The sequence below is a fragment of the Polaromonas sp. genome, from assembly GCF_039932935.1.
Classification (GTDB): Bacteria; Pseudomonadota; Gammaproteobacteria; order Burkholderiales; family Burkholderiaceae_C; genus Polaromonas.
In genome coordinates, this window is the sequence record NZ_JBDTPB010000073.1 from 1 (window position 1) to 26,096 (window position 26,096).

The following is a 26,096-nucleotide window of genomic DNA, read 5'->3' on the forward strand; positions in this document are numbered from 1 at the left end:
TGACTCTTGAGGTAGCGAGACAGGCGTTACTTGGTCGTGTTGAATTGACATGGATAGGCACTCCGTGCGTCGTCTGAGGTCTAACGTAAAAATGACCGGGCCACCACCATTCGCGGCGAAGCCGCTTCCTGCAGGTGTGGGTCCGTGTCGATTGACATGTTAAGCCTTGCGCTCATTCGCTTGAACTTGGCTGGCGGTTGTGGCCACACTTCAACTCAAGGGTCCCTTGCATTACCTTGAAGATTGCAGTGTCCTCGCAGTACACCTGGGAAGACCCGTCCCACTCAACTAAATTGAACCACGGAGTCGCCGCATCACCTACGGCGATGATCTCAAGCGCTTCTCCCGGTAGCAACGTGAAATCCTCGCCCCAGGGTTCTACGGCTACGACATGGCATACACCTCTGTGGTTTTGAACGCCAATCTTTGAAGTGATAACTGCCATGGACGTCTCCGAGGTTTAACGTGATATCAAAGTCGATTCCACTACGTATGGCGGGTCAACCTTGGCGCTGTGAAAAAACTGTTTCTGCATGTTGTTGATTTATAACCGGTTTTTCCACTCCCGCCGTTGCGAGGTCGGTCAACGGTCCCTGATACGCAGCAGAATCAACCGATAACATGGCAGCGGTGCTGAGTATCAGATTCTGAAGATTGATCTGAAACGCGCGTGTCTAGGGCATTCATCGATAAAAGTCCAACTTTTTTCAGATGTAACAGCCTTGGCAAACGCAGCAAAATTCCAATCCCTACGTCAACTTGGAGTGACGTTCTGAACGGCTGCGAAGGACCGAATAGGACCCAGAGCAAGCCTTTGTCAGTCGGCCGCTAGCTGCCAGTAAAAACCGCCAATTGCGCATCGAAAGCACGCTGGTAGGCGGGCCGCGCCTCGCCGCGGGCGACATAGGCACAGAGGTTGGGATATTTCTCCAGCAAGCCTGATCCGTTCAGCCTACGCAGCACCGTCACCATCAGCAAATCACCGGCGCTGAACGCACCGTCGAGCCAATCGGCGCGCCCGAGCCGGCTGGAAAGTTCACTCAGCCGGACATGAACACGATCTTCGAGAACAGGCAGGCGCTCTGCATGCCAGGGCTTGCCTTGCTCCAGGACAACAGCCATTGAGCGGTCGACGATGGGCGGCTCCACCGTGTTGAGCGCCGCAAACATCCACGTGATCGCCCGTGCGCGGGCATTCGCCTCGTCAGGCAGCAGGCCTTTATGGCGCTCTGCGATATGGAAGACGACCGCCCCCGATTCGAACAGCGCCAGGTCGCCTTCTTCATAGGTCGGAATCTGCCCGAACGGATGAAGCGCACGATGCGCGGCCTCCTTCATCGCGCTGAACGACACAAGACGAACCTTGTAAGCCTGGCCCACTTCTTCAAGCGCCCAGCGAACGCGCATGTCTCGCGCCAGCCCTCTGCCGCGATCGGGCGAGCGTTCAAAGGCCGTAATGGTTGGGGTTGTCGGAAGGGACACGGTGATTTCTCCTTTTACTGGATGTCTGGCTAACTGCTTGGTTAAGTGCATGGTGATGGCGGATAGGCAAATTACCGCTTATCTACCAGACGACGTTCGGGGCGGGTCGAAATCGACATCTCTGAAACATTTTTTTGCTAACTTTCAAAGGTCGCACCTCAAACGACGTGGCTGCGACCGGTCGGCGCTCTCCCCCAGCTCAAGCCTGGCGAAACTTCCCAAGCGTCTTGAGCAGGTTGCGTGTAGCGCCATCGAGCACGGCAAGTGGCCGGTGGACCATGGCGGTATGACGAACTAGCGCGGGTTTCAGCGGAACCAGCTGCACATCGTGCCTCACATTGGACTCCTCCAAAGACTGCTCCCTGGGCAACACCGCGGCGCCGTAACCGGCCGCCACCAGGCTCTTGATCGCTTCGGAATAGTTGAGCTCGATGCGCGCACGCGGCGAGAAACCCGCATCGGCAAACCAGGCCATGGTCATGCGGTACATGTGGGTGGGCGTCTCATTGAAGATCAAGGGGCGCGTGGCCAGCCAGGCGGGGGTGGCATGTTTGGGCGCCTTCCAGCGCTTGGGTACAAACGCCATCATCGGGTCGCTGCGCCAGTGTGTGATCACCATGCCGCGCTGCGCGGGCGGGGGCGTGGCGACGAGGCCGACGTCGAGCGTGCCGTCGGTCAGCCGCTGCAGGGTGTCTGCCGAGCCGAGGATGCTGACCTCGACATCGATATCGGGATGCGCCTGCTCCATGGCCTTGAGCACCTGCGGCAAAAAGTACACGAGCACCCCGGTAGTGGAGCCCAGGCGCACGCGCCCGGTGCGGCCCTCGACGTGGCGCTTCACCGCATCCACGGCCTCGTCGGCATCACGAAGCAGGCGGCGGGCCCGCTCAACCAGCATGGCCCCGGCCGGCGTGGGCTCAACACGCCGGCCACCGCGTACCACCAGGGGCGTACCCAGGCGGCTTTCAAGCTCGCTCACATGCAGGCTCACGGTGGGCTGCGCCAGGTGCAGGCCCTGCGCCGCCGCAGAAAAAGTGCCCAGGTCGGTGATGGCCACCAGGGTGCGTAGCTGGTCCAGATTCAGTTCGCGCATAAAAACCACCTTATCAGTAATCCTGATAGTTTTTATCAGAAAACTCAACTTCCACAATACCGGAATAAATTGCACCATGGCGCCTGACTTGATTCATCGCGTTCACCCCACCCAAGGAGCACCCCATGCCTTCCGCCGCCATTCCCACCGTCACCTCTGGCTTCAGCCTGCGGGCAGGCAGCCTGGCCGGCCTGTCGGTGGCCATGCGCGGGTTGATCCGACGCCTGAGCGACGCCTGGTTCAGGGAGGTGCCGTCAGATGGCGCACCACGCGAGCCAGCGCCAACCCGCCTGCAGCGCGATGAACTGATGGCCATGAGCAGCCATGAGCTGAACGACCTGGGCGTTGGCCGCTGCGAAATCCCGGCGCTGTTTGGCGAAACCTCGCTGTAGCGTGCCCGCCGCCTGGCGCCCGGCCGCGCGTTTTGGCACGCACCGGTCTTGCTGCGAGAATCGGACGGATGAACGCCCCCACCGCATCGCACACACCCGACGACTCCTGGCTGAGCGCCGCGATCGCCCGCATCGAGGCCGACTACCAGCGCAGCGCTGACACGCACCTGATCCCGCTGCCCCTGCCAGCCTTTGCCGCGCGCGGCATCGACTTCTACCTCAAGGACGAATCGACCCACCCCACCGGCAGCCTCAAGCACCGGCTGGCGCGGTCGCTCTTTTTGTATGCACTGTGCAATGGCCTGATACATCAGCGTTCTACGGTCGTTGAAGCGTCCAGCGGTTCCACGGCCGTCAGCGAAGCCTACTTTGCGCGCTTGCTGGGGCTGCCCTTCATTGCGGTGATGCCGCGCAGCACCTCCCCCGAGAAAGTGGCACAAATTGAGTTTTACGGCGGGCGCTGCCACTGGGTGGAAAGCGCGGTGCAGGTGTACGACGAGGCACGCCGACTGGCGGCCGAAACCGGCGGCCACTATATGGACCAGTTCACTTACGCCGAGCGCGCCACCGACTGGCGCGGCAACAACAACATCGCCGAAAGCATGTTCAGCCAGATGGCGCACGAACGGCATCCGGTGCCGCGCTGGATTGTGGTGGGCGCCGGCACAGGCGGCACCAGTGCCACCATTGGGCGCTATGTGCGCTACCAGCGCCACAAGAGCCAGCTCTGCGTTGCCGACCCGGCCGGCTCGGTGTTTGGCGACTACCACCGTACCGGCGACGCAAGCCTCACGGGTGCGGGCTCACGCATTGAAGGCATTGGCCGCCCGCGCGTGGAGGCCAGCTTTATCCGCACGGTCATAGACCGCATGATTGAAGTGGCCGACGTGGACTCGCTGGCCGGCATGCATGCGCTGTCGCAGTTGCTGGGCCGCAAGGTCGGGCCGTCGACCGGCACCAACCTGGTGGGCATGCTGACGTTGGCCCACGAGATGCTGGCGCGCGGCGAACAAGGTTCCATCCTGTCGCTGCTGTGTGACTCAGGCGAGCGCTACCTGCCCACGTACCACAACGCCGCCTGGGTCAGCGAAAAGGTGGGTGACTGCACGGCGGCGAACGAGCAGATCAACCGGCTGATGCGGCCTGCGCAGGCCTGAGCCACCGAACCTGCCATGCACACGCCGCCCCTATTGCCCGCCGGGTTAGCAAGGCGCCATTTGCTGCTGGGGGGTGCTGCCGGACTGGCGGGCTTGGTTTCTGCGGCCCATGCCCTGCCGGCCCAAACGCTGGTGTTTCCGCGCGACCGCGGCGCGCACCCCGGTTTTCGTACCGAGTGGTGGTACATCACCGGCCAGGCCACGGCCAGCCATGACAGCAAACGTCTGTTCGGCTTTCAGCTTACTTTCTTTCGTTCACGCGTGGACGGCACCCAAGACATGGCATCGCGGTTTGCCGCCAAGCAACTGCTTTTTGCGCATGCCGCAGTGACGGACGTCCAGGGCAAAAAGCTCTGGCATGACCAGCGTATCGCGCGGGATGGGTTTGGCATCGCGGCGGCCAGCGAAACGGACATGGCCATCAAGCTGCGCGACTGGTCCCTGACGGCCGATGGCACGCGCTACACGGCAGACCTTTCTGCCAGCGACTTCGCGCTCAAGCTGCAATTTGAGGAAACGCAGGACGTGCTGCTGCAAGGCAACAAAGGACTGTCGCGCAAAGGCCCTGAGGACAAGCAGGCCAGCTACTACTACAGCCAGCCGCAACTCGCCACGCGTGGCAGCCTGCAAGTCAAGGGCCAGGCTTTCGACGTGACCGGAAAAGCGTGGCTGGACCACGAATGGAGCGAAGAAATCCTGCATCCCGACGCATTGGGTTGGGACTGGATCGGGATGAACCTGCTGGACGGAAGCGCGCTCACTGCGTTCAGGCTGCGGGGCAAAGACGGCAATGCGCTGTGGGACGGGGGTTCTTTTCGCTCCCCCAAAAGCGGGCTCTACACCTTCAGCCGGGGCGAAGTGATCTTCAAGCCCGTACGCCACTGGAAAAGCCCGCTGACCCAAGCCACCTACCCGGTGGAATGGATAGTTCGCACACCGGCAGACTTCTACACGGTCAGGGCCGTCATTGACAACCAGGAGCTGGACAGCCGCCAGTCAACGGGTGCCATTTATTGGGAAGGTTTGAGCGAGCTGATCGACAGCAACGGCAAGCTTGTGGGCATGGGCTACCTGGAGATGACGGGCTACGCGCAGCGCCTGAAGATCTAGCGCGAAAAAACGGCGCTGGCCGCAGTTGCGGCGCAGCGCCTTTGGGCGTATCAGTAGTCAGCGCGAATCAAACGCTGGGCGCGCGCACCCATGTTGCTGCGGATATGCGCCGGCAACCACGGGTAGGGCTGAGCGGCCGAAGGCTTTGCCGCAGCGGCGCCAAAAGATGCGTTTGCCAACAGGATACGCGCGCCATCCACCACATTGCGAATGAAAGAAGAAGCCGGCAACGCGCGGTTGTCGATCGAGGCGTTGGCTGAATTGGCGAAAAGTGCAGTGCGTGTCATGGAAGGTCCTTTCAGAGTGACATGACCGGCAGAAAGAAAGATCGCCGAAACAGAGGTCATGGCAGAAATATAGGGTTTACGAGTATAAAAGTAAAATGACTTATATTCAGTTTGAGTGCAAAAATTTTGCTCTCTGAAATACCACCGAAACGGAAATGCGCTCATGGACATCAACCTCGCCCGTACCTTTCTCGAGATCGTTTCCAGCCACAGCTTTGTTCAGGCCGCGGAGCGGCTGCATGTGACCCAGACAGCCGTCAGCGCGCGCGTCAAAACGCTGGAAGACCTGCTGGGCCGAAAGCTTTTTGTGAGGAACAAGGCCGGCGCCTCACTGACGGCGGCGGGTGAGCAGTTTGTCCGGCATGCCATGACACTGGTGCAGGTATGGGAGCGCGCCCGACACCAGATGGCGGTGCCGACCGGGCGGCGGGCATTGGTCACGGTAGGTTGCGAAATCAGCCTCTGGCATCCGTTGATGCTGGACTGGCTGTTATGGATGCGCAAAAGCGCGCCCGACCTGGCCCTGCGGACCGAAGTCGGCGTTGCCGAAGACCTGCTGGAGCGTGTGGCCCATGGAACGCTGGACATCGTGATTGCCTACGCACCGCGACAACGTCCGGGCCTCAGGATCGAGCTATTGATCGAGGAAAAACTGGTGCTGGTGACCACATCCCCGAAACTTGAGACGCCGCAGCCGGCCGACTATGTGTACGTGGACTGGGGACAGGAATTTTCGGCACAGCACAGCCTGGCGTTTCCCGAACTTTCAAGCGTCGGCGTGTCGTCCAGCCTGGGGCCGCTGGGGCTGGAGTATCTGCTTGCCGTGGGCGGGGCCGGCTATTTCCGGCAGAACGTGGTGCGCAACCACATCAAGGAAGGCCGCCTGTTCAGGGTGCCCGGCAAACCCGAGTTTCTGTACCCTGCCTATGCCGTCTATGCCGCGAATGCGGACATGAAGGTGCTGGAGCCTGCACTGGCCGGTTTAAGGCAGGTGGCGGCAGGCGGCCAAAGCGGCAAGGCACGGGCTGCCCGGCTTCCAAAGGTAGCCCGTAAAGCCAAGCCCTGATCGGCCTGAGACGTCGCCATCACGTTGCGACAGCCCCGTAAACTTGTTCATCAATTGATTTTGCAAAGGAAGACGCCGATGCGCTGGATAGCCCTGTTTGACGACACGCCCGACATGCTGGCCATCCGGCAGGCGCGAGAACCTCTTCATCTGGCCTACCTGCGTGAGCACCAGGATGAAATTTTGGTGGCGGGCGGCTTGCGTGAGGCACCCGGTGGCGGGTTTGTCGGCGGGCTCTGGGTGATGGAGGTTGAATCCAGGGAACGCGCTGCGACGCTTGTGGAAAACGACCCGTACTATGTTCCGGCGCATCGCAGTTATCGCCTGTTGACCTGGGGCAAAGCCTTGGCCGAAAGACAGGTCATTTTGTAAGCCAGCGTACCGGGGCACCGCCATCGACAAGAATGGTGTCACTACACTCAGCTACGCTGGCAAAGCTTTTCGCTCGCTTCCCCGCTTACACACGCACTCACTCACGCAACCAGGTTTGCCATGGAATTCTTTACCTTGGTGGTCTTTACCACCATCGCCCTCTTCGCCCTCAAATGGAAAGAGGAACGTCAACGCATCGCACTGCTGGGCAGCCATCTGGGCCACTACCAGATTGAAAAGCTCATGGAGACGCTGGCCGGCGGCTACCTGCGCGCACTCGGTGAAAAAGAGCCGGCGCGGCGCGAACAGGTCTGGCAGCAACTGGCCAATTCCGAAGGGCAACTTGCGGCCCAGTTCAGCAAATTTGCGGCAGAGTTTGCCAAAGTGCCCGAGCCGGCGGCCCGGGTCAGCCGCCTGCCCATAGGCCTGCCATTCATTACCCAGGCCCTGCCGGCCATGACATTCGACATGCGCCAAGCCCTGGCGATCCACGCTGCCGGTATCGCGCGTGTGGCCCAAAATGCCGCAGAACTCAGCCCCAAGGCCAAGGCGTTCACGATGTCAGCAGAGCTCTTTTTGATGCAACACACTTGCCACTGGTTTTGCAAATCGAAAGCCATCGCATCGGCCCGCGTGCTGGTGCGGCACCAAACACCGCATACGCAGCTGGTGGAGTCGGTGTCGCCTGAGACGCGTGAAGCTTATAGGGCGCTCACGGGTGGCGGCAGATAAACACAGGGCGGCGCTGCGCTTCCCGGAGCATGCCTTCCTATAAGCTAATAAACCACTTCATGACGCCTAGGGTCTCGCAACAATGGTCCTCACCTCTTCATTGAGACGAAGAACTTCCGAGCTTGTTGTCGCTCCGACAGATATCGCATCCAGGCCCTCGACCATCTTGCATTTGAAAGTCGTATCCGCCTGCCTGTTGCACTCCATGACACCGCGAAGATTGCCATCTGCCTTGAAGCGCGCAGGATGAAAGACATAAGTGAAGTCTGAGGGATCTTTCGGGTAGACAGTTCGATCCAGGAGATCATCCGGAAATTTCTTCTCGGTCATTTCCCTGATGAGATAGGCCATACGAGCCCCAAGTTGCGGCATCGCTTGTTTGGTATCTTTGTTGTGTGCACCGTGCAGGCCAATCATCGTTTTGGCCAGCGGGCTGCCGTCACTGTAGTAGCGGTTTACCCCTCCAAGAAAAACCAGTCCGCATGCAGACTCACATCTGCCTGACACCGCAGTGTCGAGACCGGCCTCTCGAATGCGCCGGGCAAGTTCTTGCCCATTCCAGAGATCACCGCCGGGGCTGTTGTGAAGCAAAACCAGTTTCACCCGATTCGTAGCAACCTGGTCCTTGAAGTGGGCAACGTCATCGCCGAGCACAGGTCCCGACATGATCAAGGTATCACCAATGAGATTGAAGTCCATGGCCACAGCCGACGTGACTGCGAGCTGAAACGCCATTACTGCGAGCCACTTCTTGCGGTTGAACGCCATTCTTTTTGTCTTCATGGATGGACTTAGTTTAAAAAATGACCGGGCAACGTGAAAGTGATCGGCGACCAAGAAGAAGAGACGGTGCAGCCAGTGAACGCCCATGGCCGTCCATGTCGATCATGCAGTAATTGGATAGTCAGCATAAGTGATCAGCTACCGAGAACCCCCAGAAATACGAGAAGTGCAGCCAAGCCTAAGGCGGCGGAAATGGAGCGCACAGGCAGCGACACAAGCCAATAGAGCGGCGCGCAAGCTCGAAACAATGCACCTCGAAGGCCACCCGCATGAATCTCCTCACGAAGTTCAGCGTCTTTTCGAGAAATCTCATCGCGCTGCTGGTCGGTGAACCAACCGATACACCAAACGACATACGCACCGTAGGTAAATCCGCACACCGAAAGGAATAGGAAGACCTGAGTCATAGCTGCGCCTTACGCAAAAATAACCGGACCGCCACCGCTTGCGGCGAAGCCGCCTCCTGCAGGTGTAGATCTGCCACTTCCGCTATTTCCAATAATCACGATGCGCATACCACTCAACTTGAAAATGAGTACACCAACAGCCTCCGCCAAATGGCCGCGTCAATTGGCATGCCAGGTCCTCGCGCGCTACTCACGTTGACGTTCCATTGCGGCAGAAGACAAGTTAAAACCCAATTTTGAGAAGAACTCGGGAGCGTCCGGACGTCCGGCACGAAGCACCCACGTGATGCCGCTCTCCTCACCGAGAACTAGGCGTACCAAGGCCGCACCAACGCCCTTGCGCTGATGCTCCGGAGCGACCACGACCATAGAGAGATAGCCATTCGACAAGCCGTCCGTGATGCCGCGGGCAAAGCCCACAACTTCGCCGGCGACGACCGCTACGGCCACACGCTGGGAATTGGCGACTAGCAGAGAGAACCACTCAGGCGAACCGATACGATGCTCCCAACCGTTAGCGCACAAGAACTGACGGATCGGCTCAATTTCAGACGGTAGCGGCGCGCGTATTTGCATGAGACTTAAGGTCGAAGTTGAGCCGCGGACCGAGCTTACCAAGAACTACTCGCTCGAGAAACAGGTTAGAGCGCATTTTCCTCCGCCCGACACTTGGCATACATGAAGCACGCTCTTGGTTCCAAAGAGATATTCGGATGGATGGTGTGACGCTCAAGGCGGCCCTCCCGATCGAAACCAGATTTCTCCAGCGCGCGCTGCGACGGAATGTTCTCGGTGTCACACGTTGCTTGAATTCTAAACAAGCCGGGTACCTGAAGCGCGGCACTCGCCAATGACTGGATTGCCTCCGGCATAAGGCCCCGGCCCCAGTGCGAAGGCGCCAAAACGTACCCAATGTCAACGGTGGCGTCTTGTATTCGCGCCTCAAGCATTCCAATCGCTACGTCAGAGTGCTGCTCGGTGATGACATATGGCAGACGAATTCCTGTCTTCCAAGCCGTAATGCACGAGGCAATAAATTCACGCGTAACAGATTCCGACGCATGAGGCCGCCAGATCATGAATCGGCAGACCTCCGGGTCTTGGGCATACGACCGGAACACGGTGCCTGCATCGGCCATCACGGGGCGACGCAATTGAAGCCGTGGCGTTTCTAGCGTTTGTGGCAAAAGAGACATCAATGCGATTTAACGTAGGAATGACCGGATCACCGCGATTCTCGGCAAAACCGCCGCATGCAGACATGGGTCATGTGTCGATGGTAGGCGTCATTGAGGGCCGAGAAGACGCTGGGCTCCATTCTCTTCTTCAATAGCTCGATCAAATGCAGCCAGTCCAAGCAGATTGAAGACACGCTTGAACTGAGCAGCGACAACGGGTTTCAGTGTCGCCAATTTCACTGCGGCATTCCACGATGCTTCATCCAGGCCTGAGTCTTCTACGACCTTCCACACGAGACCCCAGGCCAATGCCTGGTGAGCGGTGAACTCTTCACCCAAGAGGGTAAGCGCCTTCGCGCGAGCAAGTCCGACCGCCGCCGGCAGTGTGACACTGAGGCCCCCGGTGACAAAAACGCCGAGGGACGCCTCAGGCAGCTTGAAGCGAGTCGTCTCGGCAGCGATGACGACATCGGCGTCGAGCATCCACTCGAACCCGGCTCCAACGGTCCAACCGTGCACTTCAGCCAGGACCAGCTTCGGATTTCGGACAATGGACTGAGCCACAGCTTGAACAAGCACCAGGTCGTCTTCGGTTGGAGGGGCGCCCACATCACGCCCAGCGCAGAACGCGCGACCATTGCCGCGCAGCCGTATTACCCGCACTGTTTCGTCTGTAGCTCCGGCCTCAAGCGCTTGAAGCAAGCTCCTGGATAGGTCGTTGTCGACCGCGTTGAGTTTTTCCGGGCGATTCAGCGTCAAGGTCAGGACGCCATCGCGCGAATTCGTGAGAAGTTTCGGTTCGGACATCGGGTTTGGTGTGAGGTGATTGATCTGCAAAATTCGGAATGATGCCTAACTGGCCAGCTTCTCAATGTTGTACACCATGCAGCACAGATTCCACTGCATGCTCACCTTATCACTCCACCGGTGGTTCAGGCGGCTCAATCGCTTGTTGTGCAACGCCTTAGCTTTGGCCTCGCACGCGAACTGCGACAAGAGGAGCGACGAATGTGACCACCAGAACCAGGGGCCAGAGATTCCCATTCTTGAACGTGTACGCCTCAAGAAGCTCAGACCAACTGCGGTGCTGCAGGAGCCGCCCGAAGCCGAACTCGAATACAAGCGTAAGGCAAAGCCAGAATAGGCCGAGATACAAGCAATGTGTGACTTGAAGACTGCCGAGCCGCGGAACAAGCATGAATGAAACGGCAAGGATGCAGGCCGACAAGAGTAAGCCACTTAGTACCAACGCGACGGGATTACCAAAGTTCGGAATCAGGACTGCCTCACGAACAGCGCCGTTAAGTACGGCGCAGATCAAGATGAGTACCCAGATGCCGATTGCTTTGAAGATGAGCATCAGCTCACACGCTTTGAAAAGAAGAAGCGAAGAACCAACATTGCCAGTCCCGCAAGCAACATATAGCGACCAACTCCTTTCTGAGCATCAGAGGAGTCATCTTGGTTGATGTCTTGAAGCGTGCTGGGCGCTTCGGGAAGATAGCGGACCGTCATAGCCCCTGGGCCTGGTTTGTTTCTCAAGGTACGCCCAAGGTCTGCAGGAACGCCTACTTCGGTCCGAATTTCGCGACCATCTTCCGTGGTAAAGCGGACGTGCGCTGTGTACTGGCTATCAGCGTGGTTAGTCTTCTTCTCCTTCCACTCCAGCTTGGTGATATCGGCCTTGGTCGTCTTGCCGTGATCACGCAAGGCCGCGAATTTGACTGCGTTCTTGTGGCCGGCATACGTGAGAAAAATGCCGAACACAACAAGACAGATCGCGACAATTGGGCTAAAAAAGATGCGGAACATAGGTGATTCTCCGAGGCTTAACGTTGGAGCCAAGAGATGCCGCAGGCATCCGACTTGGGCGAAATGTTAAGTTGCATTAGTACGCGCCTCCTTCGGGAACTTCACCACTCTCATTCGGGACTTTACCCTCAGCAATCCGCAATTGCTCCTCGTGTGGAAATGGCCATACGTCGATAGCGTCCCCCGGTTCCGTTTCTGATTCGAGGAACTCCAAGAACTTTTCAAAATCTCCGAAACCCAGCGGCGTCGGTGAACGGGAGCCAAAGTAGTGCCAGTGGAGAACCGCGATGTGGCCCACCGTATCAAGGTGCTCGCGTATCGCATTTAGTTGCGCAGCACTCATGATGTTCACCCCAACTTTGGACCACTTAGGCGCTTCCATCATTGCAATTTAACGTTTGACGTGAGGGGCAGCGCAAAGGGCGCGGAGGGGCCTTTGTGATGTCCCCTCGGTGGAGGGGTTAGAGCGCATTTTATGATTCACGGAACATCCTCCAGACTCGGCGTGCGGCTAGTACCCACAGCAAGGACCAGAAGTACTGGGCCAGGCACGCAATGACAAAACCAACCAAGCCAAGCCGATTAGCCAGGGCGTCAAATACGTACAGAAACGGTGCAATGCCGAATAGCCCAACAAAGTGGAGTGCAAGCGAATCTATCCCATAAGGGATCCAAAGAGCTCCGAATGCAAGGAACTGTGGCAAGGCTACCAAGGCGCCCACCCACGCGGAGGTTTTCAGCTCCTGCCTCACGATTCGCGCCCAGGCATGTTATGCATCTTCATCGATTTCCCGTCTGATCTGATCCAGTTGTTCGAGCAACCCGTCGTAAAGAGCGCGCACATTCACTTCGATCTGATCTTCCACGCGTTTCGAAATCATCGTTTGGGGAAACACGCGTATGGACGTCTCCCCATAGCGGATCGCTGGATCGCGCCCATACTCGTCTTCGACCATCCACCAGTCGTAGTTCTCGTTTGCATTGACAAATACTTTGCCGAATGCCAAACCAAGCGCTTGAAGCGAATATGTGGCTTCGCGCTCGACCAGATTTCTATCGATCACCTGCTGCAACAACGCAAGATCCGACAATTGCCCTTCGAGGTGTTTTCCCAAGGCCGAGTAGACAAGATCGTCGGCATGCACAAGCCGTTCAGCAATCCATCTCACGTCTTTCTTGTTCGGAGGCTCAATCTTCATTTCGGAGCGCCTGATGCATAACGTAATTCAGACCGCGAAACTGCGGTTTGACTTGGCGACTGAGGTTTAACCCGGACATACAAATTTCCCAAAAACTCTTTATCTACTGGGTTGCCAACGTGCATTCTGTATACAGCCACAAATGCTTTTTATGAGACCCGATGAAGCCTCCGCTGCAATCAATCCGTTTGCTTCGCCAAGTCAGGGAACGGATTTGTTACCTGCACTATAGCCTCGGCATTGAAAAGCTTTGTGTGTACTTGATTCGTCTTTTCATACGCTGGCATGGCTTGACGCGTCCGCGCGACATGAATGCCATAAACCGAGGATCAACAGCAGAAAGACCAGTGCCGAGATACAGAGCACTTCACAAGCCACCAGCATCCAGGCCCGCCAATCGACCAGACGATTGATGGCATCCAGACTCGATCACGTTCCCAGCGCCCTCCCCTGCCGCATCGGGTTGTCGCTCACGCTACAGCGCACAGCTGCAGCCCGTCCTATATTTCCATTCATGAGCGAACAAACACTCCTTAACACCCTGCAGGCCGTGAACCAGAGCGCATCGTTCAACCGGTGGGCGGGCTTCCAGGTCACGCATGCTGCAGCCGGCGAAGCTGAGCTGCGCATGGACTGGCGAAAAGACGACATGGGCCAGTACTCGGGCTACCTGCACGCAGGCCTGATCGGTGCAATGCTGGATACGGCCTGTGGTTACGCTGCAGCCACTGTGGCTGGCCGGGTTCTGGCGTCAAACTTTTCGGTGAACTGCCTGGCGCCGACCGTGGGCCGGAGCTTTGTGGCGCGCGGGCGTGTAGTGAAGGCCGGGCGCAAGCAGGTGTTTGCCAGCGCGGAGCTTTATGCCGAGCAGGATGGCGGCGAGTTGTTGCTGGTGGCCACCGGCAATGCAATCCTGGTGCCTGTAGAACCGCAGGGAGTACCCATTTCGGGCGCCTGATCAGGGGCTATCAGCCCTCATATGAGAGTACTGCCAAACCAAGCGCAGGAATCACGATCAGGCCGCTTTCCTGGCTGGCGGAATAGAACGAGCCCCGGGTGCTCATGGCCTTGCCGATGCCGTTCCTCAGCGCCTCGTCCATGCTCGGCCACTAATTTGATAGCAATCGAAAAGGGCGCCCATGGCGCCCTTTTTTTCGCAAGCTCATCGCCGCCTCAATGCGCCCCAGCCGCCGCGTCCGCACTCCCCGCCCCCGCCTTGGTGTGTCTTGTCAAAAACACCAGCGGAATCAGCAACAGAAAGATCAGCGAGGACGCATAAAACACGTCATTGGCGGCGAGCATGTAGGCCTGCTGGTCAACCAGGCGGTTGATGGTGCCCAGCGCCTGGTCGGGCGAAAGGCCGGCGCCGGCCAGGCCGGTGAGCGCGCTGTTGGTGGCGCTGCTGCCCTGGTTCACGTACTCGCTGATCTGGGCGTGGTGCATGGCGGCGCGGTCTTGCCAGATGGTTGTGGCGATTGAGGTGCCGAAGGATCCGGCGGTGATGCGCACGAAGTTTGACAAACCCGAAGCCGCAGGAATCTTGTCTGGCGAGATGCCCGACAGCGTGATGGTGACGAGCGGGATGAAGAAGAACGCCATCGCCACACCCTGGATGATGGTGGGGATCATGATGGTGCGGAAATCAGCCTGCGTGTTGAAATTGGACCGCATCCACAGCACCAGCGCAAACACCATGAACGCAAACGCGGCGAAACGGCGCGGGTCGACCTTGGCGATATTTTTTCCGACCACGGGCGACAGCAGCAAGGCGAACAGCCCCACGGGCGCGAGCACCATGCCGGCCTGCGTGGCGGTGTAGCCCATGTATTGCTGCAGCCACAGCGGCAGCAGTACGACGTTGCCGAAAAAGAGGCCGTAGCCCACCGACAAGGCCAATGCACCGGCCCAGAAGTTGCGCTTCTTGAACAGCGTCAGGTCCACCACGGGGTGCTCTTCGGTGAGCTCCCAGATCACAAAGGCAATCAGGCCCACCAGCGCGATGATGCCCAGGGCGATCACTTCACCGGAATGGAACCAGTCGAGCTCCTGCCCCTTGTCGAGCATGATTTGCAGCGAGCCGACCCAGACCACCAACAGCGCCAGCCCCACCGAGTCGATGGGCAACTTCTTGGTGGGGCTTTCCCGTTTTCTGAAGATGCTCCAGGTGATGAAGGCGGCGGCAAAGCCGACGGGAATGTTGATATAGAAAATCCAGGGCCAGGAAATGTTGTCGGTGATCCAGCCGCCCAGCAGCGGCCCCATAACGGGCGCGACTAGCGTGGTCATGGACCAGAGCGCCATGGCCAGCCCCGCCAGCGCTTTCGGGTAGCTTGAGAGCAGCAGCGCCTGCGACAGCGGGATCATGGGCCCGGCAACCAGGCCCTGCAGTACGCGCAGAAAAATCAGTGTCGTCATGTTGGGCGCCAGGCCGCACAACCACGACGTGAGCACGAACAGCATGACGCTGGCCGTGAACAGACGCACCTGGCCGAAGCGCTGCGACAGCCAGCCGGTGAGCGGTACGGCGATCGCGTTGGCCACGCCAAAGCTGGTGATGACCCAGGTGCCCTGGTTGGGGCTCACGCCGAGGTCGCCGGCAATCGCGGGCAGTGACACGTTGGCGATCGAGGTGTCGAGCACGTTCATGAAGGTCGCAGCCGACAGGGCCAGCGTGCCCCACAGGCGCGCCGAGCCTGTCAGCGGCGGCGGTTGGATATAAGCAGAAGCGGGTGCGGAAGCCATGAAAGCCTTGCGAATAAGGGGCTGGTGGAAACCGCTGCGGGAAATAATCGCTGCGGTGACGCGTGCTGGGTGTGTGGCTTACGGTGCCGTACGGCCGGCCAGCGACAGCGTGTGGCTGAACGCGAGGTGCTGCGCATCGCTGCCAGCCTGGGCAGGCGACACGGCCCCGCCCGGCGCAGGGGTGGGCTTGGCCACGCTGGCGGCCTTGGCCAGTTTCACGGTCTTGCCGATGTTGGCGCTGATCACGCGTTGCACGTCCTTGTCGGCGGAATCGTCCTGTGCGCCGTAGGTTTGCGTGTGCGCGACGGCAGCGTCGCGCGGCGCATCGGCCAGCGTCTTGCCGTCCTTGTTGCTCACGTCTACCTCCGCGTCCATCGACAAACCCACGCGCAGCGGGTTGTCGGCGAGCTGTTTGGCGTCGAGCGCGATGCGCACGGGCACGCGCTGCACGACCTTGATCCAGTTGCCGGTGGCGTTTTGCGCGGGCAGCAGCGAGAAAGCCGCGCCGGTGCCAACACCGAGCCCGGCGACCTTGCCCTTGTATTCCACCTTCTTGCCGTAGAGGTCGGCCACCAGCGTCACGGGCTGGCCGATACGGATATTACGCAGCTGGACTTCCTTGAAGTTAGCGTCGACCCAGACCTGGTTGAGCGGGATGATGGACATCATCGGCGTGCCGGCGGCCACGCGCTGGCCGAGTTGCACCGTGCGCTTGGCCACATAACCATCTACGGGCGCGAGCAAACCGGCGCGCTGCGTGGCCAGGTAGGCCTCACGCACCTTGGCTGCGGCCACCTGCACGCTGGGGTGTTGCTCGACGCTGGTGCCTTCTGTCAGGGCCTGGTTGCTGATGAGCTGCTCGCGCGCAGCCACCACACCGGCTTGCGCAGCGGCCAGCGCGCTTTTGGCGGTGGCCAGCTGCGTCTGCGCGTGGTTGAGTTCTTCTTTTGACACCGCGCCGTTGCCGGTGAGCGATTGGCGGCGGTTCAGGTCGTCGCCGGCGCGGGCAATGTCGCTTTGCGCCTTGACCACATCGGCATCACGCAGGGCGATCTGGGCGGACAAGGTGCCGTTGTTGGCATAGAGCGTGCGCACCTGGCGCACGGCTTGCGCCAGCGCAGCCTCGGCCTGCTCCAGCGCGACCTTGGCGTCGGCCGGGTCGAGCTGCACCAGCGGCTGGCCGGCTTTCACAAAGTCGGTGTCATCAGCCATGATGGCCATCACGGTGCCGCTGATCTGCGGCGTGATCTGGATGACGTTGCCCTGCACATAGGCGTTGTCGGTGGACTCGTAATGGCTAGCCACCAGGTATTCGTACGCCCCCCAGCCCAGCCCGGCAACAACCACCACGGCCGCCAGTGCCGTCAGCGCTTTTTTGCGTTTGGGGTTTCCGGCGGGCGGCTGCACTGGGGGCGTGGCGCCGGTAGGGGCGGCAACCGGCTGTCCGGTCACATCAGAGGCGGGGGAACTGGTGGATGGTGTGTCGTTCATGATGCGTTTCTTGTGGAAGTTGATGCAGTAAACCGTGTCGGATTAATGCGTTGCTGGCTGATTTTTTGAATCAAAACTGGCCGCAGCCCAATCAGGACCTGCGCCAGCAGCTATTGTTTTTGTAGCGCCTTGTACCTGCTTCGCCTGTGCCGGGGCGGCGCTGTAGCCGCCGCCCAACGCGCGTATCAAGGCGACCTGTGTGTCGAGCGCGCGGGCCGAGAGGTCTACCGCCAGGCGGCGCTGTGCCAGCACGCTGGTTTCGGCGGTCAGCACATTGAGGTAAGTGCCAAGGCCCGCCTTGTAGCGCTGCACGGCGATGTCATAGGCGCCTTCTGCGGCTTCCTGCGCAGCGTGCTGCTCGGTTTGCTGGCGCGTGATGGCTTGCGAAGACGCCACCTGGTCAGCCACATCGCGCACCGCGTCGATCACGGCGGCGTTGTAGCTTTCCACAGCGGCGTCGAGGTCGGCGGTTTTGCCGCGCAGGTTGGCGCGCAGGCGGCCCGCGTCAAAAATTGGGAGGCGCAAGGCCGGCCCGACGCCCCACTGCTGGCTGCCGGAGTCAAGCAACCGGCCCAGGCCAATGCTGGAAAAACCGGCGAAGGCGACCAGGTTGACGTTGGGATAAAACTGGGTTTTGGCGTTGACCACGTCTTTGGTCGAGGCCTCGACGCGCCACCGCGCGGCGGCGATGTCGGCGCGCCGGCCTAGCAAGTCGGCAGGGATAGCCGTGGCAGTTGCTACGTTTTTAATAGCTGCTTGCGCTGGTAGCGTAGGGGCTGCAGTGCCATTTGGCTTACCAATCAGGGCATCCAGCGCATTGCGGGTAAGGGCCATTTGCTCCTGCAGGGTTTCAAGCTGCAGGCGCGCTTCAGGCAGGCCGCCTTCACTCTGGCGCAGTTCCAGGCGGGTGTCCAGGCCGGCGTCAACGCGGTCGCGCACCAGCTTGAGGGTTTCGTCGCGCTGGGCCAGCGTCCGGCGGGCCACATTCACCTGCTCGTTCAGGCGAACCAGCTGAAAGTAGCTGCGAGCCACATTGCTGGCCAGAAGCAACCGGGCAGCCTGGGCATCTGCCGCGGCCGCACTGGCAGTGCCCAGGGCGGCATCCAGCGCTGCGCGGTTCTTGCCGAAGAAATCAAGCTCCCAGCTCACCGCGAGCTGCGCCGTACCGCTGTTGCGGATGGAGCCTGCCAGCGGCGCGGGCACGGCCCCGTTGGCGGTGTATTGCTGCCGTGTCAGGTCGAGTTGCCCGGTGACTTGCGGCAGCGTGGCGGCATCTGCGACCTCGGTGACTGCCAGCGCGCGCGCCAGGCGGGCCTGGGCCAGCTTGAGGCTGGGGCTGGTTTGCAAAGCCTGGTCGACGAGGCTGTTGAGCTGGGCGTCGCCAAATTCCCGCCACCAGTCGGCAGCCAGCGGCGCCTGGGCTGGCGTTAGGCCGGCGTCGGCAGGCAGGCCGAGCGAAGGTGCGTCACGCAGGCTGGACTGCGGCGCGATGCCCGACATGTCGGCACAACCCGTGAGGCCGGTGGCCATCAAGCCCACAGCCACCACGCTGGCTGCAGCGACAAGGGCCATCTGAAAAGAAGCGCGCCAGAGCGGCAGGCGCGGCGCGGCGTCCTCGGGTTGGCTAGCGGAAGCGGAAACGCTGCAAAGGGCGTTGTGGTTATTTGTCATTTTTTTCATTCACTGCTTGAAGGGTGTGCGCAGTAGCAAGGATGCGGCGCAGGTAGCCCTTGAGGTTTTGCCACTCCTCGACCGAAAAGCCGGCCAGGTGGGCGTTTTGCACGCGGCTCAGCGCGGCGGGAATTGCCTTGGCGGCCTCGCGGCCTTCAGGCGTCAGTTCGATGTTGACCACACGCCTGTCGTCACTGGAGCGGATGCGGCGGCAAAAACCCTTGGCTTCGAGCCGGTCCAGCAGGCGCGTCATGGAGCCGGCGTCAAGCTGGCAGACACGGGCCAGTTCTGCCACCGTGGAGGCTTTTCCGAGGTAAAGCTTGAGCATGGGCACCCACTGCGCGTTCGTCAGACCCTGCGGCTCCAGTTCACGTGCGACTTCCTGCGAGACGCTGTTGAGAATCTGGCGCATCAATGCGCCGGTGCTCTGTCCGGCGTCGTAATCCGCCGCGCAATAAAACTCCGCCGGCAACCCGCACAGGGAAGTTTCAGGCGCTTGCGGAGGGGTGGTTTTCGATTTCATGGACACGAATAATACATGCCTAGACAAACATTGTCAAGGCTGTCTTTGTGCAGACATCTTTTATGGCTAAACTCCCCGCATGGCTACCTCCTCCCTTTCCAATGCGCCCAAAGGCGCACCCCGCTCGCTCTCCGGCCTGGTTCCTTTCTTGCGCCCCTACTGGGGGCGAATTGTTCTGGCGATGTTTTTCCTGGTGATGGCGGCAGTTGCCACGCTGGTGTTTCCGCTGGCCCTGCGCAGCCTGATTGACGGCGGGCTCAGCGCGGCGGACAAGGGCCAGCAACTGATGGCGCTGCGCACCCATTTCTTTGAACTGTTTGGCGTGGCGGCAGCGCTGGGTCTCTTTTCCGCAGGTCGTTTTTATATGGTCAGCTGGCTGGGCGAGCGCGTGACGGCGGACTTGCGCAATGCGGTTTATGCGCACGTGGTGCGGCAAAGCCCCGAGTTTTTTGAAACCACGCAAACCGGTGAAGTGCTCTCACGCCTGACCGGCGACACGACGCTGGTGCAAACGGTTGTGGGGTCATCACTCAGCATGGGCCTGCGCAATGCCGTGATGGGTGTGGGCGCACTGGGCATGCTGGTCTACACCAACCCCTACCTCATGGTGCAGGTGCTGGTGGTACTGGTGTTGATCGTTGCGCCCTCGGTCTGGTTTGGCCGGCGTGTGCGCAAGCTGTCGCGCGCCAGTCAGGACCGCGTGGCCGACTCCAGCGCCATTGCGGCCGAAGTGCTGAACGCGATTCCTGTGGTGCAAAGCTACACCGCCGAAGGCCGCGAGGCCGCGCGCTTTGACGCGTCCACCACCAACGCCTTCAACACCGCGATCCGCCGCACCAAGGCCCGCTCGGTGCTGGTGGCCTTCATCATCATCGCCACATCGGCAGCGCTGCTGTGGGGCCTGTACCAGGGCACGCAGGCAGTCATGCGGGGTGACATCACGGCGGGGCATCTGGGCCAGACTGTCGTTTACGTGATCATCCTGGCCAGCGCAGCGGCCGTGCTGGGCGAGGTCTATGGCGACCTGCTGAGGGCGGCCGGTGCCACGGAACGGCTGATGGAGCTGCTGACGTCGCGCTCGCCCGTGACCTCGCCGGCGAACCCGGTTCCCGCCCAGCTCACGCAAGCGGGAAGCGCCGTCAAATTTGACGCCGTGACGTTTCACTACCCGTCGCGGCCCGCACAGGCTGCCCTGACAAACTTCTCCCTCAGCGTGTCATCCGGCGAAACGGTGGCCATCGTGGGGCCCAGCGGCGCGGGCAAGAGCACGGTGTTTCAGTTGCTGCTGCGGTTTTATGACCCGGCCTCTGGCCACATTGAACTGGATGGCGTGCGAACGGCCGACATGGCGCTGCACGATTTGCGGCAACGCATCGGCATCGTGCCGCAGGACGCGGTAATTTTCTCGACCAGTGCGCTGGAAAACATCCGCTACGGTAAACCCGGAGCCACTGACGAAGAAACCCGGGCGGCGGCCAAAGCGGCGTTCGCGCACGAGTTCATCACCGCCCTGCCCGAGGGTTACGACACCTTTCTCGGCGAGCGCGGCGTTCGGCTCTCGGGCGGCCAGCGCCAGCGCATCGCAATTGCGCGGGCGATGCTGAAAAACTCCCCGCTGCTGCTGCTGGATGAAGCCACCAGCGCGCTGGATGCCGAAAGCGAACGCATGGTTCAGGCGGCCCTGGAGTCGGCCATGAAAGACCGCACGACCCTGGTGATTGCGCACCGGCTGGCCACGGTGCAGCAGGCCGACCGCATTCTGGTGCTGGACCACGGCCAGCTGGTGGAACAAGGCACCCACGCCGAACTGGTGAATCGCGGCGGTGTGTATGCGCGGCTGGCGGCGCTGCAGTTCTCGGTGTAAATGACTTTTGGGGGCCGTCTCAGGCGGTTCCGCATCATCAGCGCGAATCTGGCGCCAAATCCAGACTATGCATTTTTTGCATAAACATGGATCAACAATGCCTTGGACTATTTGAGCAGAGGCTCTTAAGCTCCGTGCACTGATCTTCCCCGCAGATTTTTCCCGCAAGAAATCCCACCAGGAGTTTTTCAATGTCACACGCAGCTGCTTCGTCGTCCCCCTCCCCCGCCGGATCCCATCCGCTTCCGTCCTACCTGCAGGCCGACAACCTCGGCCCCTGGGGCAACTACCTGCAGCAGGTCGACCGGGTCATTCCGCATCTGGGCAGCCTGGCGCGCTGGGCTGAAACCCTGAAGCGCCCCAAGCGCGTCCTGATCGTGGACGTGCCCATCCACATGGATGACGGCACGGTCGCGCACTTTGAAGGTTATCGCGTGCAGCACAATGTTTCGCGCGGTCCCGGCAAGGGCGGTGTGCGTTTTCACCAGGATGTCACGCTGTCTGAGGTGATGGCCTTGTCGGCCTGGATGTCGGTCAAGAACGCGGCAGTGAACGTGCCTTACGGCGGCGCCAAAGGCGGTATCCGTGTCGACCCGAAAAAGCTCTCACGCGGCGAACTTGAGCGCATGACGCGCCGCTACACCAGCGAGATCGGCATCATCATCGGCCCCAACAAGGACATCCCCGCACCGGACGTCAACACCAACGACCAGATCATGGCGTGGATGATGGACACCTATTCGATGAACACCGGTTCGACATCGACCGGCGTCGTCACAGGCAAGCCAGTGGACCTGGGCGGCTCGCTGGGGCGGAGGGAAGCCACCGGACGCGGCGTGTACACCGTGGGCGTCGAGGCGGCCAGGCACATCGGCATGGACATCAGCACCGCGCGGGTCGCCGTGCAAGGCTTCGGCAACGTAGGCGGTGTGGCGGGCAAGCTGTTTGCCGAAGCCGGCGCGCGCGTGGTGGCGGTACAGGACCATGGCGGCACCATCTACCGCGAAAGTGGGCTGGATGTACCCGCCCTGCTCAAGCACGTGGAAGCCAACGGCAGCGTGGCCGGGTTTGCACCAGCCGAGGTGATCGCCAATGACAAGTTCTGGGACGTGGAGTGCGACATTCTGATTCCGGCGGCGCTTGAGCAGCAGATCACCGCAGAAAACGCAGGCCGCATCAAGGCGCGCATGATTATTGAAGGCGCCAACGGCCCGACGACACCAGCTGCCGACGACATCCTTCATGACCGCAACGTGCTGGTGCTGCCGGACGTGATCGCCAATGCCGGCGGCGTGACGGTCAGCTACTTTGAATGGGTGCAGGACTTTTCAAGCTTCTTCTGGGACGAAGAAGAAATCAACGCACGCCTGGTCAAGATCATGAAAGATGCGTTTGCCGGCGTATGGGCCGTGTCACAAGACCAGAAGGTCAGCCTGCGAACAGCCACCTTCATCGTGGCCTGCAAACGAATCCTGCATACACGCGAGTTGCGCGGCTTGTACCCCTGAGTTGCTGTACGGAAGCGCTGCATCAATGCGGCTCTTTCTTTCCCAGCAAGGGCCGCGGGACTGGCTTAGCCAGACCGCAGGCGCAGCGGCCCCCTCGGGGCTGGAGCCTGCGGATCCAAAGCTGCTTGAGCAGCTTTGGACAGGCGACAGAGGCGAAGCGTCTCGCGAGCCGCGGCCTGCAAGGCCTCGGGAGCTACACGCAGTGAGCGACCGTGGGGGCCACGTTGACCGTGGGGGTCATATCACTGCAGCGTTTCCTTGACGCCGGGCAATAAGGGCAAAGGCATGACGTCTATGCCCTCTTCGATCAGTTCCACGGCTTCGCGTGCACTGGCTTGGCCGCGAATGCTGCGTGCCTCAACTTCGCCATAGTGCATGCGGCGGGCCTGTTCCGCAAAACGCTCTCCCACGTCTTCGGTATGCGCCATGACATGGCGCACGGCTTTCAGGAACGCAGCCTGCTCGGCCTGGCCCATTCCGGTTGGCGTTCCCGTCGTGGCGACAGCGTTGCTACCCGCCCCCTGCGCCGGGCCTTGGGCGACAGCTTGCGAAGCGGCAGGCTGGCTGGCCGCGCTTGTGGGTTCGTGCACTCCCAGGTTGAGGCGCGGCGCGCTGGGAAGTTTCTGGATGCTTTTGTCGGCACACATCGGGCACTCGACCAAACCACGCGACAGCTGACTCTGGAAGTCGTCCTCGGACGCAAACCAGCCTTCAAATGAATGCTGGTGCGCACACTGGAGATTCAGGACTTTCATGGCCGGATTATCACCGGGGATCAAATCGTTGCAGCTTGCCAGTCCAAAGTCCACGCACCGGACAACACGTTCTGCAACCACAGTGCCCCCGTCAACGTTTTTGCGTCCGTGACCTTGCCGCTTGCGCACCACGCCAGAAGCTCGGCAGTGGTGGCGGTAAACACATCCAGAAATTCGCCAGCATCGAGCTTTCTCGGCCCCAGGGTCAGCCCGCGCGCGAACCAGATGTCAATAAATTCGGTGGAATAAGAAATCACCGGGTGTAGCACACCCGCCCTCGCCCATTCACGTGCGGTGTAGCCGGTTTCCTCCAGCAATTCACGCTGCGCGCAGGCCAGCGATGCCTCGCCGGCGTCAAGTTTGCCTGCCGGGAACTCCAGCATGACAGCCTGCACCGGATAGCGGTACTGCCGCTCCAGCACCAGGCGCCCATCGTCGAGCTGGGCCACGATCATAACGGCGCCGGGATGAATCACATACTCGCGCGTGGCTTCAGTGTTGTCAGGCAGTCTGACCGTATCGCGCATGGCGTGCAGGAAACGGCCCTTCAGAATTTCGACAGAGTCCACCCGGGTCTCGACAAGGTGCGAGTCGGCTACGGTGGCTGCTTTATCGATGCCGGGCGGCGCTTTCATGGGCGGTGTTTAAACAGGTAGCGCCAGGTGAACCCGGGAAACGCAAAAGTAATGAAGAGCGTGCCCGTGATGGCATAAAACTCCCAGCCCTGCGGGGCGATCTGGCCGGTAAGCTGCTCCAGGTACAGGCCCAGCCCACCGACAAGGTGGTACCAGACCACCATCTCCCCCACACGAATGGCGAGGTTTTTGGGTTGCTTGAGTGCATAGACCGCGAAGAGGCGGTTGCTGATGAAAGGCAGGTTGGCCACTAGCAAGGCCAGCAGCACAACCAGCCAGACCGAGGCTGTTTGCGTCATGAAACGGTTCAGCTACCCAGTGACTTGACGATGCTGCTGATCGACTGAGCGCAAAGCGTCATCAAGCCGCCGGGCGCCATGCCCAGAATCAGGAGGAGCGCACCGTTGATCGCCAAGACCACCTTGGCATCCGTCGGCGCGGAGACCGGCTGCGCGTTATGAGCCAGGGGCGCGTCAAAGTACATGACCTTGACCACACGCAGGTAATAAAACGCGCCGACCAGCGACATCATCACCGCAAAAATGGCCAGCACAATATAGCTGGTTTGTTGCGACGAGATCAGCGCCTGCAGGACAGAGAGCTTGGCATAGAACCCCACCAGCGGCGGTAAGCCGGCCAGCGAGAACATGCTCATGGCCATCACACCGGCATACAGGGGGCTGCGCTGGTTCAAACCGGCCAGATCCGTGATCTCTTCGGATTCGTGCCCGGCACGCGCCAGCAACATGATGATGCCGAAAGCACTCAACGTGGTCAGGACATAGGTCACGGCGTAGAACATCGCCGCGCTGTAAGCCGATTCGGTGTTGAGCTGGTTGCCGTTCACCACGCCAGCCAACAAGCCGAGCAACAGGAAACCCATTTGTGAAATGGTGGAAAACGCCAGCATGCGCTTGAGGTTGGACTGGGCCACCGCGGCAAGGTTACCCACCAGCAAGGACCCAATGGCCATCAAGCCCAGCATCTGCTGCCAGTCTATTGCCAGCGGCAGCAGGCCTTCGACCAGCAGGCGGATGCAGATGGCAAATGCCGCGAGCTGCGGGGCACCGCCGATCAAGAGCGTCACCGCAGTTGGGGCGCCCTGGTAGACGTCAGGCAGCCACATGTGAAAGGGCACAGCCCCGAGCTTGAAGGCCAGGCCCGCAACAATGAACACCAAGCCGAACACCAGCACCTGGTGTTTTACCTGGCGGCTGGCGATGGCATTGAACACTTCGTTGAGATCCAGCGAGCCAGTCGCGCCGTACAACATCGACAGGCCATACAACAGGAAACCCGACGCCAACGCACCCAGCACAAAATACTTCATGGCCGCTTCAGTGGCTGTGGCGTTGTCGCGGCGCAGTGCCACCAGCGCATAGCTCGAAAGCGTCAGCAGCTCCAGCCCCATGTAGATCACGAGGAAGTTGTGGCCCGAGATCATTACGAACATGCCCAGCAACGCGAACAGGCTGAGGGTGAAGAATTCGCCCCCGCGCAGCATGTCTCGCTCTGCCGCGTAAGGCCGGCCGTACACCAGCGTCACCATCAAGGTGATGCAGGCGAAACACTTGAGCCAGCCGCCCATGGGGTCACTGACCACCATGTTGCCAAAGCCATAAAAGGTTTGACCGCCAGATGCGTAGGCGGCTTCCATGGCGCCCACGACGGCCAGGGTCAACAGCGTGAGCACATACGTCAGGGTGCGCTGCGGCGTCTTGACGCCCAGGTCCACGAGCGCAATCACGCAGGCCATGATCAGGAGGACGATTTCGGGGTAAACCGCGATCCAGGATAGTTTGTCGATCATCTGAATTCTTTGTAGTTGCTCAGTTCA

30 protein-coding genes are annotated in these 26,096 nt (G+C 60.5%); 9 read left to right on the forward strand and 21 right to left on the reverse strand.

From position 1 onward, the window contains the following. Window positions 1-172: 172 nt before the first annotated feature. The 3 genes from ABI546_RS12470 to ABI546_RS12480 all read right to left on the reverse strand — a co-directional run bounded on the left by ABI546_RS12470 (window position 173) and on the right by ABI546_RS12480 (window position 2,575). The gene (locus ABI546_RS12470; RefSeq protein WP_348046909.1) at window positions 173-445 is read right to left on the reverse strand and encodes a hypothetical protein; all 273 of its coding nucleotides are present in this window, start codon (window positions 443-445) and stop codon (window positions 173-175) included. A gap of 383 nt (window positions 446-828) precedes the next feature. Further along, the gene (locus ABI546_RS12475) at window positions 829-1,482 is read right to left on the reverse strand and encodes a glutathione S-transferase family protein (protein WP_348046910.1); all 654 of its coding nucleotides are present in this window, start codon (window positions 1,480-1,482) and stop codon (window positions 829-831) included. Window positions 1,483-1,681: 199 nt separating this feature from the next. Beyond that, on the reverse strand, window positions 1,682-2,575 hold the full coding sequence (locus ABI546_RS12480) for a LysR family transcriptional regulator (protein WP_348046911.1): 894 nt from the start codon (window positions 2,573-2,575) through the stop codon (window positions 1,682-1,684). Between the two features lie 125 nt (window positions 2,576-2,700). Between ABI546_RS12480 and ABI546_RS12485 the strand changes: the two genes are divergently transcribed. The 3 genes from ABI546_RS12485 (at window position 2,701) to ABI546_RS12495 (ending at window position 5,234) form a co-directional block, all read left to right on the forward strand. Beyond that, window positions 2,701-2,967, forward strand: a complete 267-nt coding sequence (locus tag ABI546_RS12485; protein ID WP_348046912.1) for a DUF1127 domain-containing protein — start codon at window positions 2,701-2,703, stop codon at window positions 2,965-2,967. 68 nt (window positions 2,968-3,035) lie between these two features. Then, a complete protein-coding gene (locus ABI546_RS12490) occupies window positions 3,036-4,124 on the forward strand; it encodes a PLP-dependent cysteine synthase family protein (protein WP_348046913.1) in 1,089 nt (362 codons plus the stop codon). A gap of 15 nt (window positions 4,125-4,139) precedes the next feature. Next, window positions 4,140-5,234, forward strand: a complete 1,095-nt coding sequence (locus ABI546_RS12495; protein WP_348046914.1) for a carotenoid 1,2-hydratase — start codon at window positions 4,140-4,142, stop codon at window positions 5,232-5,234. Window positions 5,235-5,284: 50 nt separating this feature from the next. Here the strand turns inward: ABI546_RS12495 and ABI546_RS12500 are convergent, their stop codons facing one another. After that, window positions 5,285-5,686 carry a hypothetical protein gene (locus ABI546_RS12500; RefSeq protein WP_348046915.1) on the reverse strand — a complete coding sequence of 134 codons (402 nt, stop codon included), beginning with the start codon at window positions 5,684-5,686 and terminating at the stop codon, window positions 5,285-5,287. Here ABI546_RS12500 and ABI546_RS12505 point away from each other — a divergent pair. From ABI546_RS12505 to ABI546_RS12515, 3 genes are all read left to right on the forward strand, one after another. Further along, complete coding sequence (locus tag ABI546_RS12505; protein ID WP_348046916.1) at window positions 5,685-6,587, forward strand: LysR family transcriptional regulator; 903 nt, start codon at window positions 5,685-5,687, stop codon at window positions 6,585-6,587. The genes ABI546_RS12500 and ABI546_RS12505 overlap by 2 nt on opposite strands. Before the next feature lie 78 nt (window positions 6,588-6,665). Beyond that, window positions 6,666-6,959, forward strand: coding sequence for a YciI family protein (locus tag ABI546_RS12510; RefSeq protein WP_348046917.1), 294 nt, complete (start codon window positions 6,666-6,668; stop codon window positions 6,957-6,959). A 120-nt stretch (window positions 6,960-7,079) separates the two neighbouring features. Then, window positions 7,080-7,691 (forward strand): hypothetical protein, encoded by a 612-nt coding sequence (locus ABI546_RS12515; protein WP_348046918.1) that lies wholly within the window; start codon window positions 7,080-7,082, stop codon window positions 7,689-7,691. A gap of 66 nt (window positions 7,692-7,757) precedes the next feature. On the opposite strand, the gene ABI546_RS12520 is transcribed toward ABI546_RS12515, so the two are convergent. The 8 genes from ABI546_RS12520 to ABI546_RS12555 form a co-directional block, all read right to left on the reverse strand. Continuing rightward, window positions 7,758-8,474 carry a hypothetical protein gene (locus ABI546_RS12520; protein ID WP_348046919.1) on the reverse strand — a complete coding sequence of 239 codons (717 nt, stop codon included), beginning with the start codon at window positions 8,472-8,474 and terminating at the stop codon, window positions 7,758-7,760. A 134-nt stretch (window positions 8,475-8,608) separates the two neighbouring features. Beyond that, window positions 8,609-8,881, reverse strand: coding sequence for a hypothetical protein (locus ABI546_RS12525; protein ID WP_348046920.1), 273 nt, complete (start codon window positions 8,879-8,881; stop codon window positions 8,609-8,611). Between the two features lie 186 nt (window positions 8,882-9,067). Further along, complete coding sequence (locus tag ABI546_RS12530) at window positions 9,068-9,457, reverse strand: GNAT family N-acetyltransferase (RefSeq protein ID WP_348046921.1); 390 nt, start codon at window positions 9,455-9,457, stop codon at window positions 9,068-9,070. Window positions 9,458-9,522: 65 nt separating this feature from the next. Next, window positions 9,523-10,077 carry a GNAT family N-acetyltransferase gene (locus ABI546_RS12535; protein WP_348046922.1) on the reverse strand — a complete coding sequence of 185 codons (555 nt, stop codon included), beginning with the start codon at window positions 10,075-10,077 and terminating at the stop codon, window positions 9,523-9,525. Between the two features lie 90 nt (window positions 10,078-10,167). After that, entirely contained in the window at window positions 10,168-10,866 is a 699-nt protein-coding gene (locus ABI546_RS12540; protein WP_348046923.1) for an enoyl-CoA hydratase/isomerase family protein, read from the reverse strand. A gap of 552 nt (window positions 10,867-11,418) precedes the next feature. After that, window positions 11,419-11,871, reverse strand: coding sequence for a DUF3592 domain-containing protein (locus ABI546_RS12545; protein ID WP_348046924.1), 453 nt, complete (start codon window positions 11,869-11,871; stop codon window positions 11,419-11,421). A 76-nt stretch (window positions 11,872-11,947) separates the two neighbouring features. Continuing rightward, entirely contained in the window at window positions 11,948-12,214 is a 267-nt protein-coding gene (locus ABI546_RS12550; RefSeq protein WP_348046925.1) for a hypothetical protein, read from the reverse strand. 427 nt (window positions 12,215-12,641) lie between these two features. Next, complete coding sequence (locus ABI546_RS12555) at window positions 12,642-13,070, reverse strand: DUF3806 domain-containing protein (protein ID WP_348046926.1); 429 nt, start codon at window positions 13,068-13,070, stop codon at window positions 12,642-12,644. Window positions 13,071-13,584: 514 nt separating this feature from the next. On the opposite strand from ABI546_RS12555, the gene ABI546_RS12560 reads away from it, so the two are divergent. Continuing rightward, entirely contained in the window at window positions 13,585-14,028 is a 444-nt protein-coding gene (locus ABI546_RS12560; RefSeq protein ID WP_348046927.1) for a PaaI family thioesterase, read from the forward strand. Window positions 14,029-14,038: 10 nt separating this feature from the next. Here the strand turns inward: ABI546_RS12560 and ABI546_RS12565 are convergent, their stop codons facing one another. The 5 genes from ABI546_RS12565 to ABI546_RS12585 all read right to left on the reverse strand — a co-directional run bounded on the left by ABI546_RS12565 (window position 14,039) and on the right by ABI546_RS12585 (window position 19,497). Further along, the gene (locus ABI546_RS12565; protein ID WP_348046928.1) at window positions 14,039-14,170 is read right to left on the reverse strand and encodes a hypothetical protein; all 132 of its coding nucleotides are present in this window, start codon (window positions 14,168-14,170) and stop codon (window positions 14,039-14,041) included. Window positions 14,171-14,243: 73 nt separating this feature from the next. After that, window positions 14,244-15,812, reverse strand: a complete 1,569-nt coding sequence (locus ABI546_RS12570; RefSeq protein ID WP_348046929.1) for a DHA2 family efflux MFS transporter permease subunit — start codon at window positions 15,810-15,812, stop codon at window positions 14,244-14,246. A gap of 78 nt (window positions 15,813-15,890) precedes the next feature. After that, complete coding sequence (locus ABI546_RS12575) at window positions 15,891-17,303, reverse strand: HlyD family efflux transporter periplasmic adaptor subunit (protein WP_348046930.1); 1,413 nt, start codon at window positions 17,301-17,303, stop codon at window positions 15,891-15,893. Window positions 17,304-17,345: 42 nt separating this feature from the next. Next, window positions 17,346-18,875, reverse strand: coding sequence for an efflux transporter outer membrane subunit (locus tag ABI546_RS12580; RefSeq protein ID WP_348047140.1), 1,530 nt, complete (start codon window positions 18,873-18,875; stop codon window positions 17,346-17,348). A gap of 88 nt (window positions 18,876-18,963) precedes the next feature. Next, window positions 18,964-19,497 (reverse strand): MarR family transcriptional regulator, encoded by a 534-nt coding sequence (locus tag ABI546_RS12585; protein ID WP_348046931.1) that lies wholly within the window; start codon window positions 19,495-19,497, stop codon window positions 18,964-18,966. A gap of 79 nt (window positions 19,498-19,576) precedes the next feature. Here ABI546_RS12585 and ABI546_RS12590 point away from each other — a divergent pair, with 79 nt between their 5' ends. Together ABI546_RS12590 and ABI546_RS12595 are read left to right on the forward strand one after the other, a co-directional pair. Further along, window positions 19,577-21,361 carry an ABC transporter transmembrane domain-containing protein gene (locus tag ABI546_RS12590; RefSeq protein ID WP_348046932.1) on the forward strand — a complete coding sequence of 595 codons (1,785 nt, stop codon included), beginning with the start codon at window positions 19,577-19,579 and terminating at the stop codon, window positions 21,359-21,361. A 191-nt stretch (window positions 21,362-21,552) separates the two neighbouring features. Beyond that, a complete protein-coding gene (locus tag ABI546_RS12595) occupies window positions 21,553-22,869 on the forward strand; it encodes a Glu/Leu/Phe/Val dehydrogenase (protein WP_348046933.1) in 1,317 nt (438 codons plus the stop codon). A gap of 242 nt (window positions 22,870-23,111) precedes the next feature. Here ABI546_RS12595 and ABI546_RS12600 read toward each other — a convergent pair whose 3' ends face one another. The 4 genes from ABI546_RS12600 to nuoN are packed head-to-tail and all read right to left on the reverse strand — an operon-like array spanning window position 23,112 to window position 26,069. Beyond that, entirely contained in the window at window positions 23,112-23,624 is a 513-nt protein-coding gene (locus ABI546_RS12600) for a DUF1178 family protein (RefSeq protein WP_348046934.1), read from the reverse strand. Between the two features lie 20 nt (window positions 23,625-23,644). Further along, a complete protein-coding gene (locus tag ABI546_RS12605; RefSeq protein WP_348046935.1) occupies window positions 23,645-24,259 on the reverse strand; it encodes an NUDIX hydrolase in 615 nt (204 codons plus the stop codon). Further along, entirely contained in the window at window positions 24,256-24,558 is a 303-nt protein-coding gene (locus ABI546_RS12610; RefSeq protein ID WP_348046936.1) for a DUF2818 family protein, read from the reverse strand. The genes ABI546_RS12605 and ABI546_RS12610 overlap by 4 nt, the downstream gene beginning before the upstream one ends. 8 nt (window positions 24,559-24,566) lie before the next feature. Then, entirely contained in the window at window positions 24,567-26,069 is a 1,503-nt protein-coding gene (gene nuoN, locus ABI546_RS12615) for an NADH-quinone oxidoreductase subunit NuoN (RefSeq protein WP_348046937.1), read from the reverse strand. Between the last annotated feature and the right edge of the window lie 27 nt (window positions 26,070-26,096).

Excerpts from the sequence above, each read along its gene's own strand:
- ABI546_RS12520 (WP_348046919.1), bottom strand. The coding sequence starts at position 8,474 with ATGAAGACAAAAAGAATGGCGTTCAACCGCAAGAAGTGGCTCGCAGTA.
- ABI546_RS12550 (WP_348046925.1), bottom strand. The coding sequence starts at position 12,214 with ATGAGTGCTGCGCAACTAAATGCGATACGCGAGCACCTTGATACGGTG.
- ABI546_RS12470 (WP_348046909.1), bottom strand. The coding sequence starts at position 445 with ATGGCAGTTATCACTTCAAAGATTGGCGTTCAAAACCACAGAGGTGTA.
- ABI546_RS12530 (WP_348046921.1), bottom strand. The coding sequence starts at position 9,457 with ATGCAAATACGCGCGCCGCTACCGTCTGAAATTGAGCCGATCCGTCAG.
- ABI546_RS12485 (WP_348046912.1), top strand. The coding sequence starts at position 2,701 with ATGCCTTCCGCCGCCATTCCCACCGTCACCTCTGGCTTCAGCCTGCGG.
- nuoN (WP_348046937.1), bottom strand. The coding sequence starts at position 26,069 with ATGATCGACAAACTATCCTGGATCGCGGTTTACCCCGAAATCGTCCTC.
- ABI546_RS12590 (WP_348046932.1), top strand. The coding sequence starts at position 19,577 with ATGGCTACCTCCTCCCTTTCCAATGCGCCCAAAGGCGCACCCCGCTCG.
- ABI546_RS12585 (WP_348046931.1), bottom strand. The coding sequence starts at position 19,497 with ATGAAATCGAAAACCACCCCTCCGCAAGCGCCTGAAACTTCCCTGTGC.
- ABI546_RS12480 (WP_348046911.1), bottom strand. The coding sequence starts at position 2,575 with ATGCGCGAACTGAATCTGGACCAGCTACGCACCCTGGTGGCCATCACC.
- ABI546_RS12495 (WP_348046914.1), top strand. The coding sequence starts at position 4,140 with ATGCACACGCCGCCCCTATTGCCCGCCGGGTTAGCAAGGCGCCATTTG.
- ABI546_RS12505 (WP_348046916.1), top strand. The coding sequence starts at position 5,685 with ATGGACATCAACCTCGCCCGTACCTTTCTCGAGATCGTTTCCAGCCAC.
- ABI546_RS12570 (WP_348046929.1), bottom strand. The coding sequence starts at position 15,812 with ATGGCTTCCGCACCCGCTTCTGCTTATATCCAACCGCCGCCGCTGACA.
- ABI546_RS12545 (WP_348046924.1), bottom strand. The coding sequence starts at position 11,871 with ATGTTCCGCATCTTTTTTAGCCCAATTGTCGCGATCTGTCTTGTTGTG.
- ABI546_RS12610 (WP_348046936.1), bottom strand. The coding sequence starts at position 24,558 with ATGACGCAAACAGCCTCGGTCTGGCTGGTTGTGCTGCTGGCCTTGCTA.
- ABI546_RS12575 (WP_348046930.1), bottom strand. The coding sequence starts at position 17,303 with ATGAACGACACACCATCCACCAGTTCCCCCGCCTCTGATGTGACCGGA.
- ABI546_RS12525 (WP_348046920.1), bottom strand. The coding sequence starts at position 8,881 with ATGACTCAGGTCTTCCTATTCCTTTCGGTGTGCGGATTTACCTACGGT.
- ABI546_RS12560 (WP_348046927.1), top strand. The coding sequence starts at position 13,585 with ATGAGCGAACAAACACTCCTTAACACCCTGCAGGCCGTGAACCAGAGC.
- ABI546_RS12565 (WP_348046928.1), bottom strand. The coding sequence starts at position 14,170 with ATGGACGAGGCGCTGAGGAACGGCATCGGCAAGGCCATGAGCACCCGG.
- ABI546_RS12600 (WP_348046934.1), bottom strand. The coding sequence starts at position 23,624 with ATGAAAGTCCTGAATCTCCAGTGTGCGCACCAGCATTCATTTGAAGGC.
- ABI546_RS12580 (WP_348047140.1), bottom strand. The coding sequence starts at position 18,875 with ATGGCCCTTGTCGCTGCAGCCAGCGTGGTGGCTGTGGGCTTGATGGCC.
- ABI546_RS12490 (WP_348046913.1), top strand. The coding sequence starts at position 3,036 with ATGAACGCCCCCACCGCATCGCACACACCCGACGACTCCTGGCTGAGC.
- ABI546_RS12500 (WP_348046915.1), bottom strand. The coding sequence starts at position 5,686 with ATGAGCGCATTTCCGTTTCGGTGGTATTTCAGAGAGCAAAATTTTTGC.
- ABI546_RS12535 (WP_348046922.1), bottom strand. The coding sequence starts at position 10,077 with ATGTCTCTTTTGCCACAAACGCTAGAAACGCCACGGCTTCAATTGCGT.
- ABI546_RS12540 (WP_348046923.1), bottom strand. The coding sequence starts at position 10,866 with ATGTCCGAACCGAAACTTCTCACGAATTCGCGCGATGGCGTCCTGACC.
- ABI546_RS12595 (WP_348046933.1), top strand. The coding sequence starts at position 21,553 with ATGTCACACGCAGCTGCTTCGTCGTCCCCCTCCCCCGCCGGATCCCAT.
- ABI546_RS12605 (WP_348046935.1), bottom strand. The coding sequence starts at position 24,259 with ATGAAAGCGCCGCCCGGCATCGATAAAGCAGCCACCGTAGCCGACTCG.
- ABI546_RS12515 (WP_348046918.1), top strand. The coding sequence starts at position 7,080 with ATGGAATTCTTTACCTTGGTGGTCTTTACCACCATCGCCCTCTTCGCC.
- ABI546_RS12510 (WP_348046917.1), top strand. The coding sequence starts at position 6,666 with ATGCGCTGGATAGCCCTGTTTGACGACACGCCCGACATGCTGGCCATC.
- ABI546_RS12555 (WP_348046926.1), bottom strand. The coding sequence starts at position 13,070 with ATGAAGATTGAGCCTCCGAACAAGAAAGACGTGAGATGGATTGCTGAA.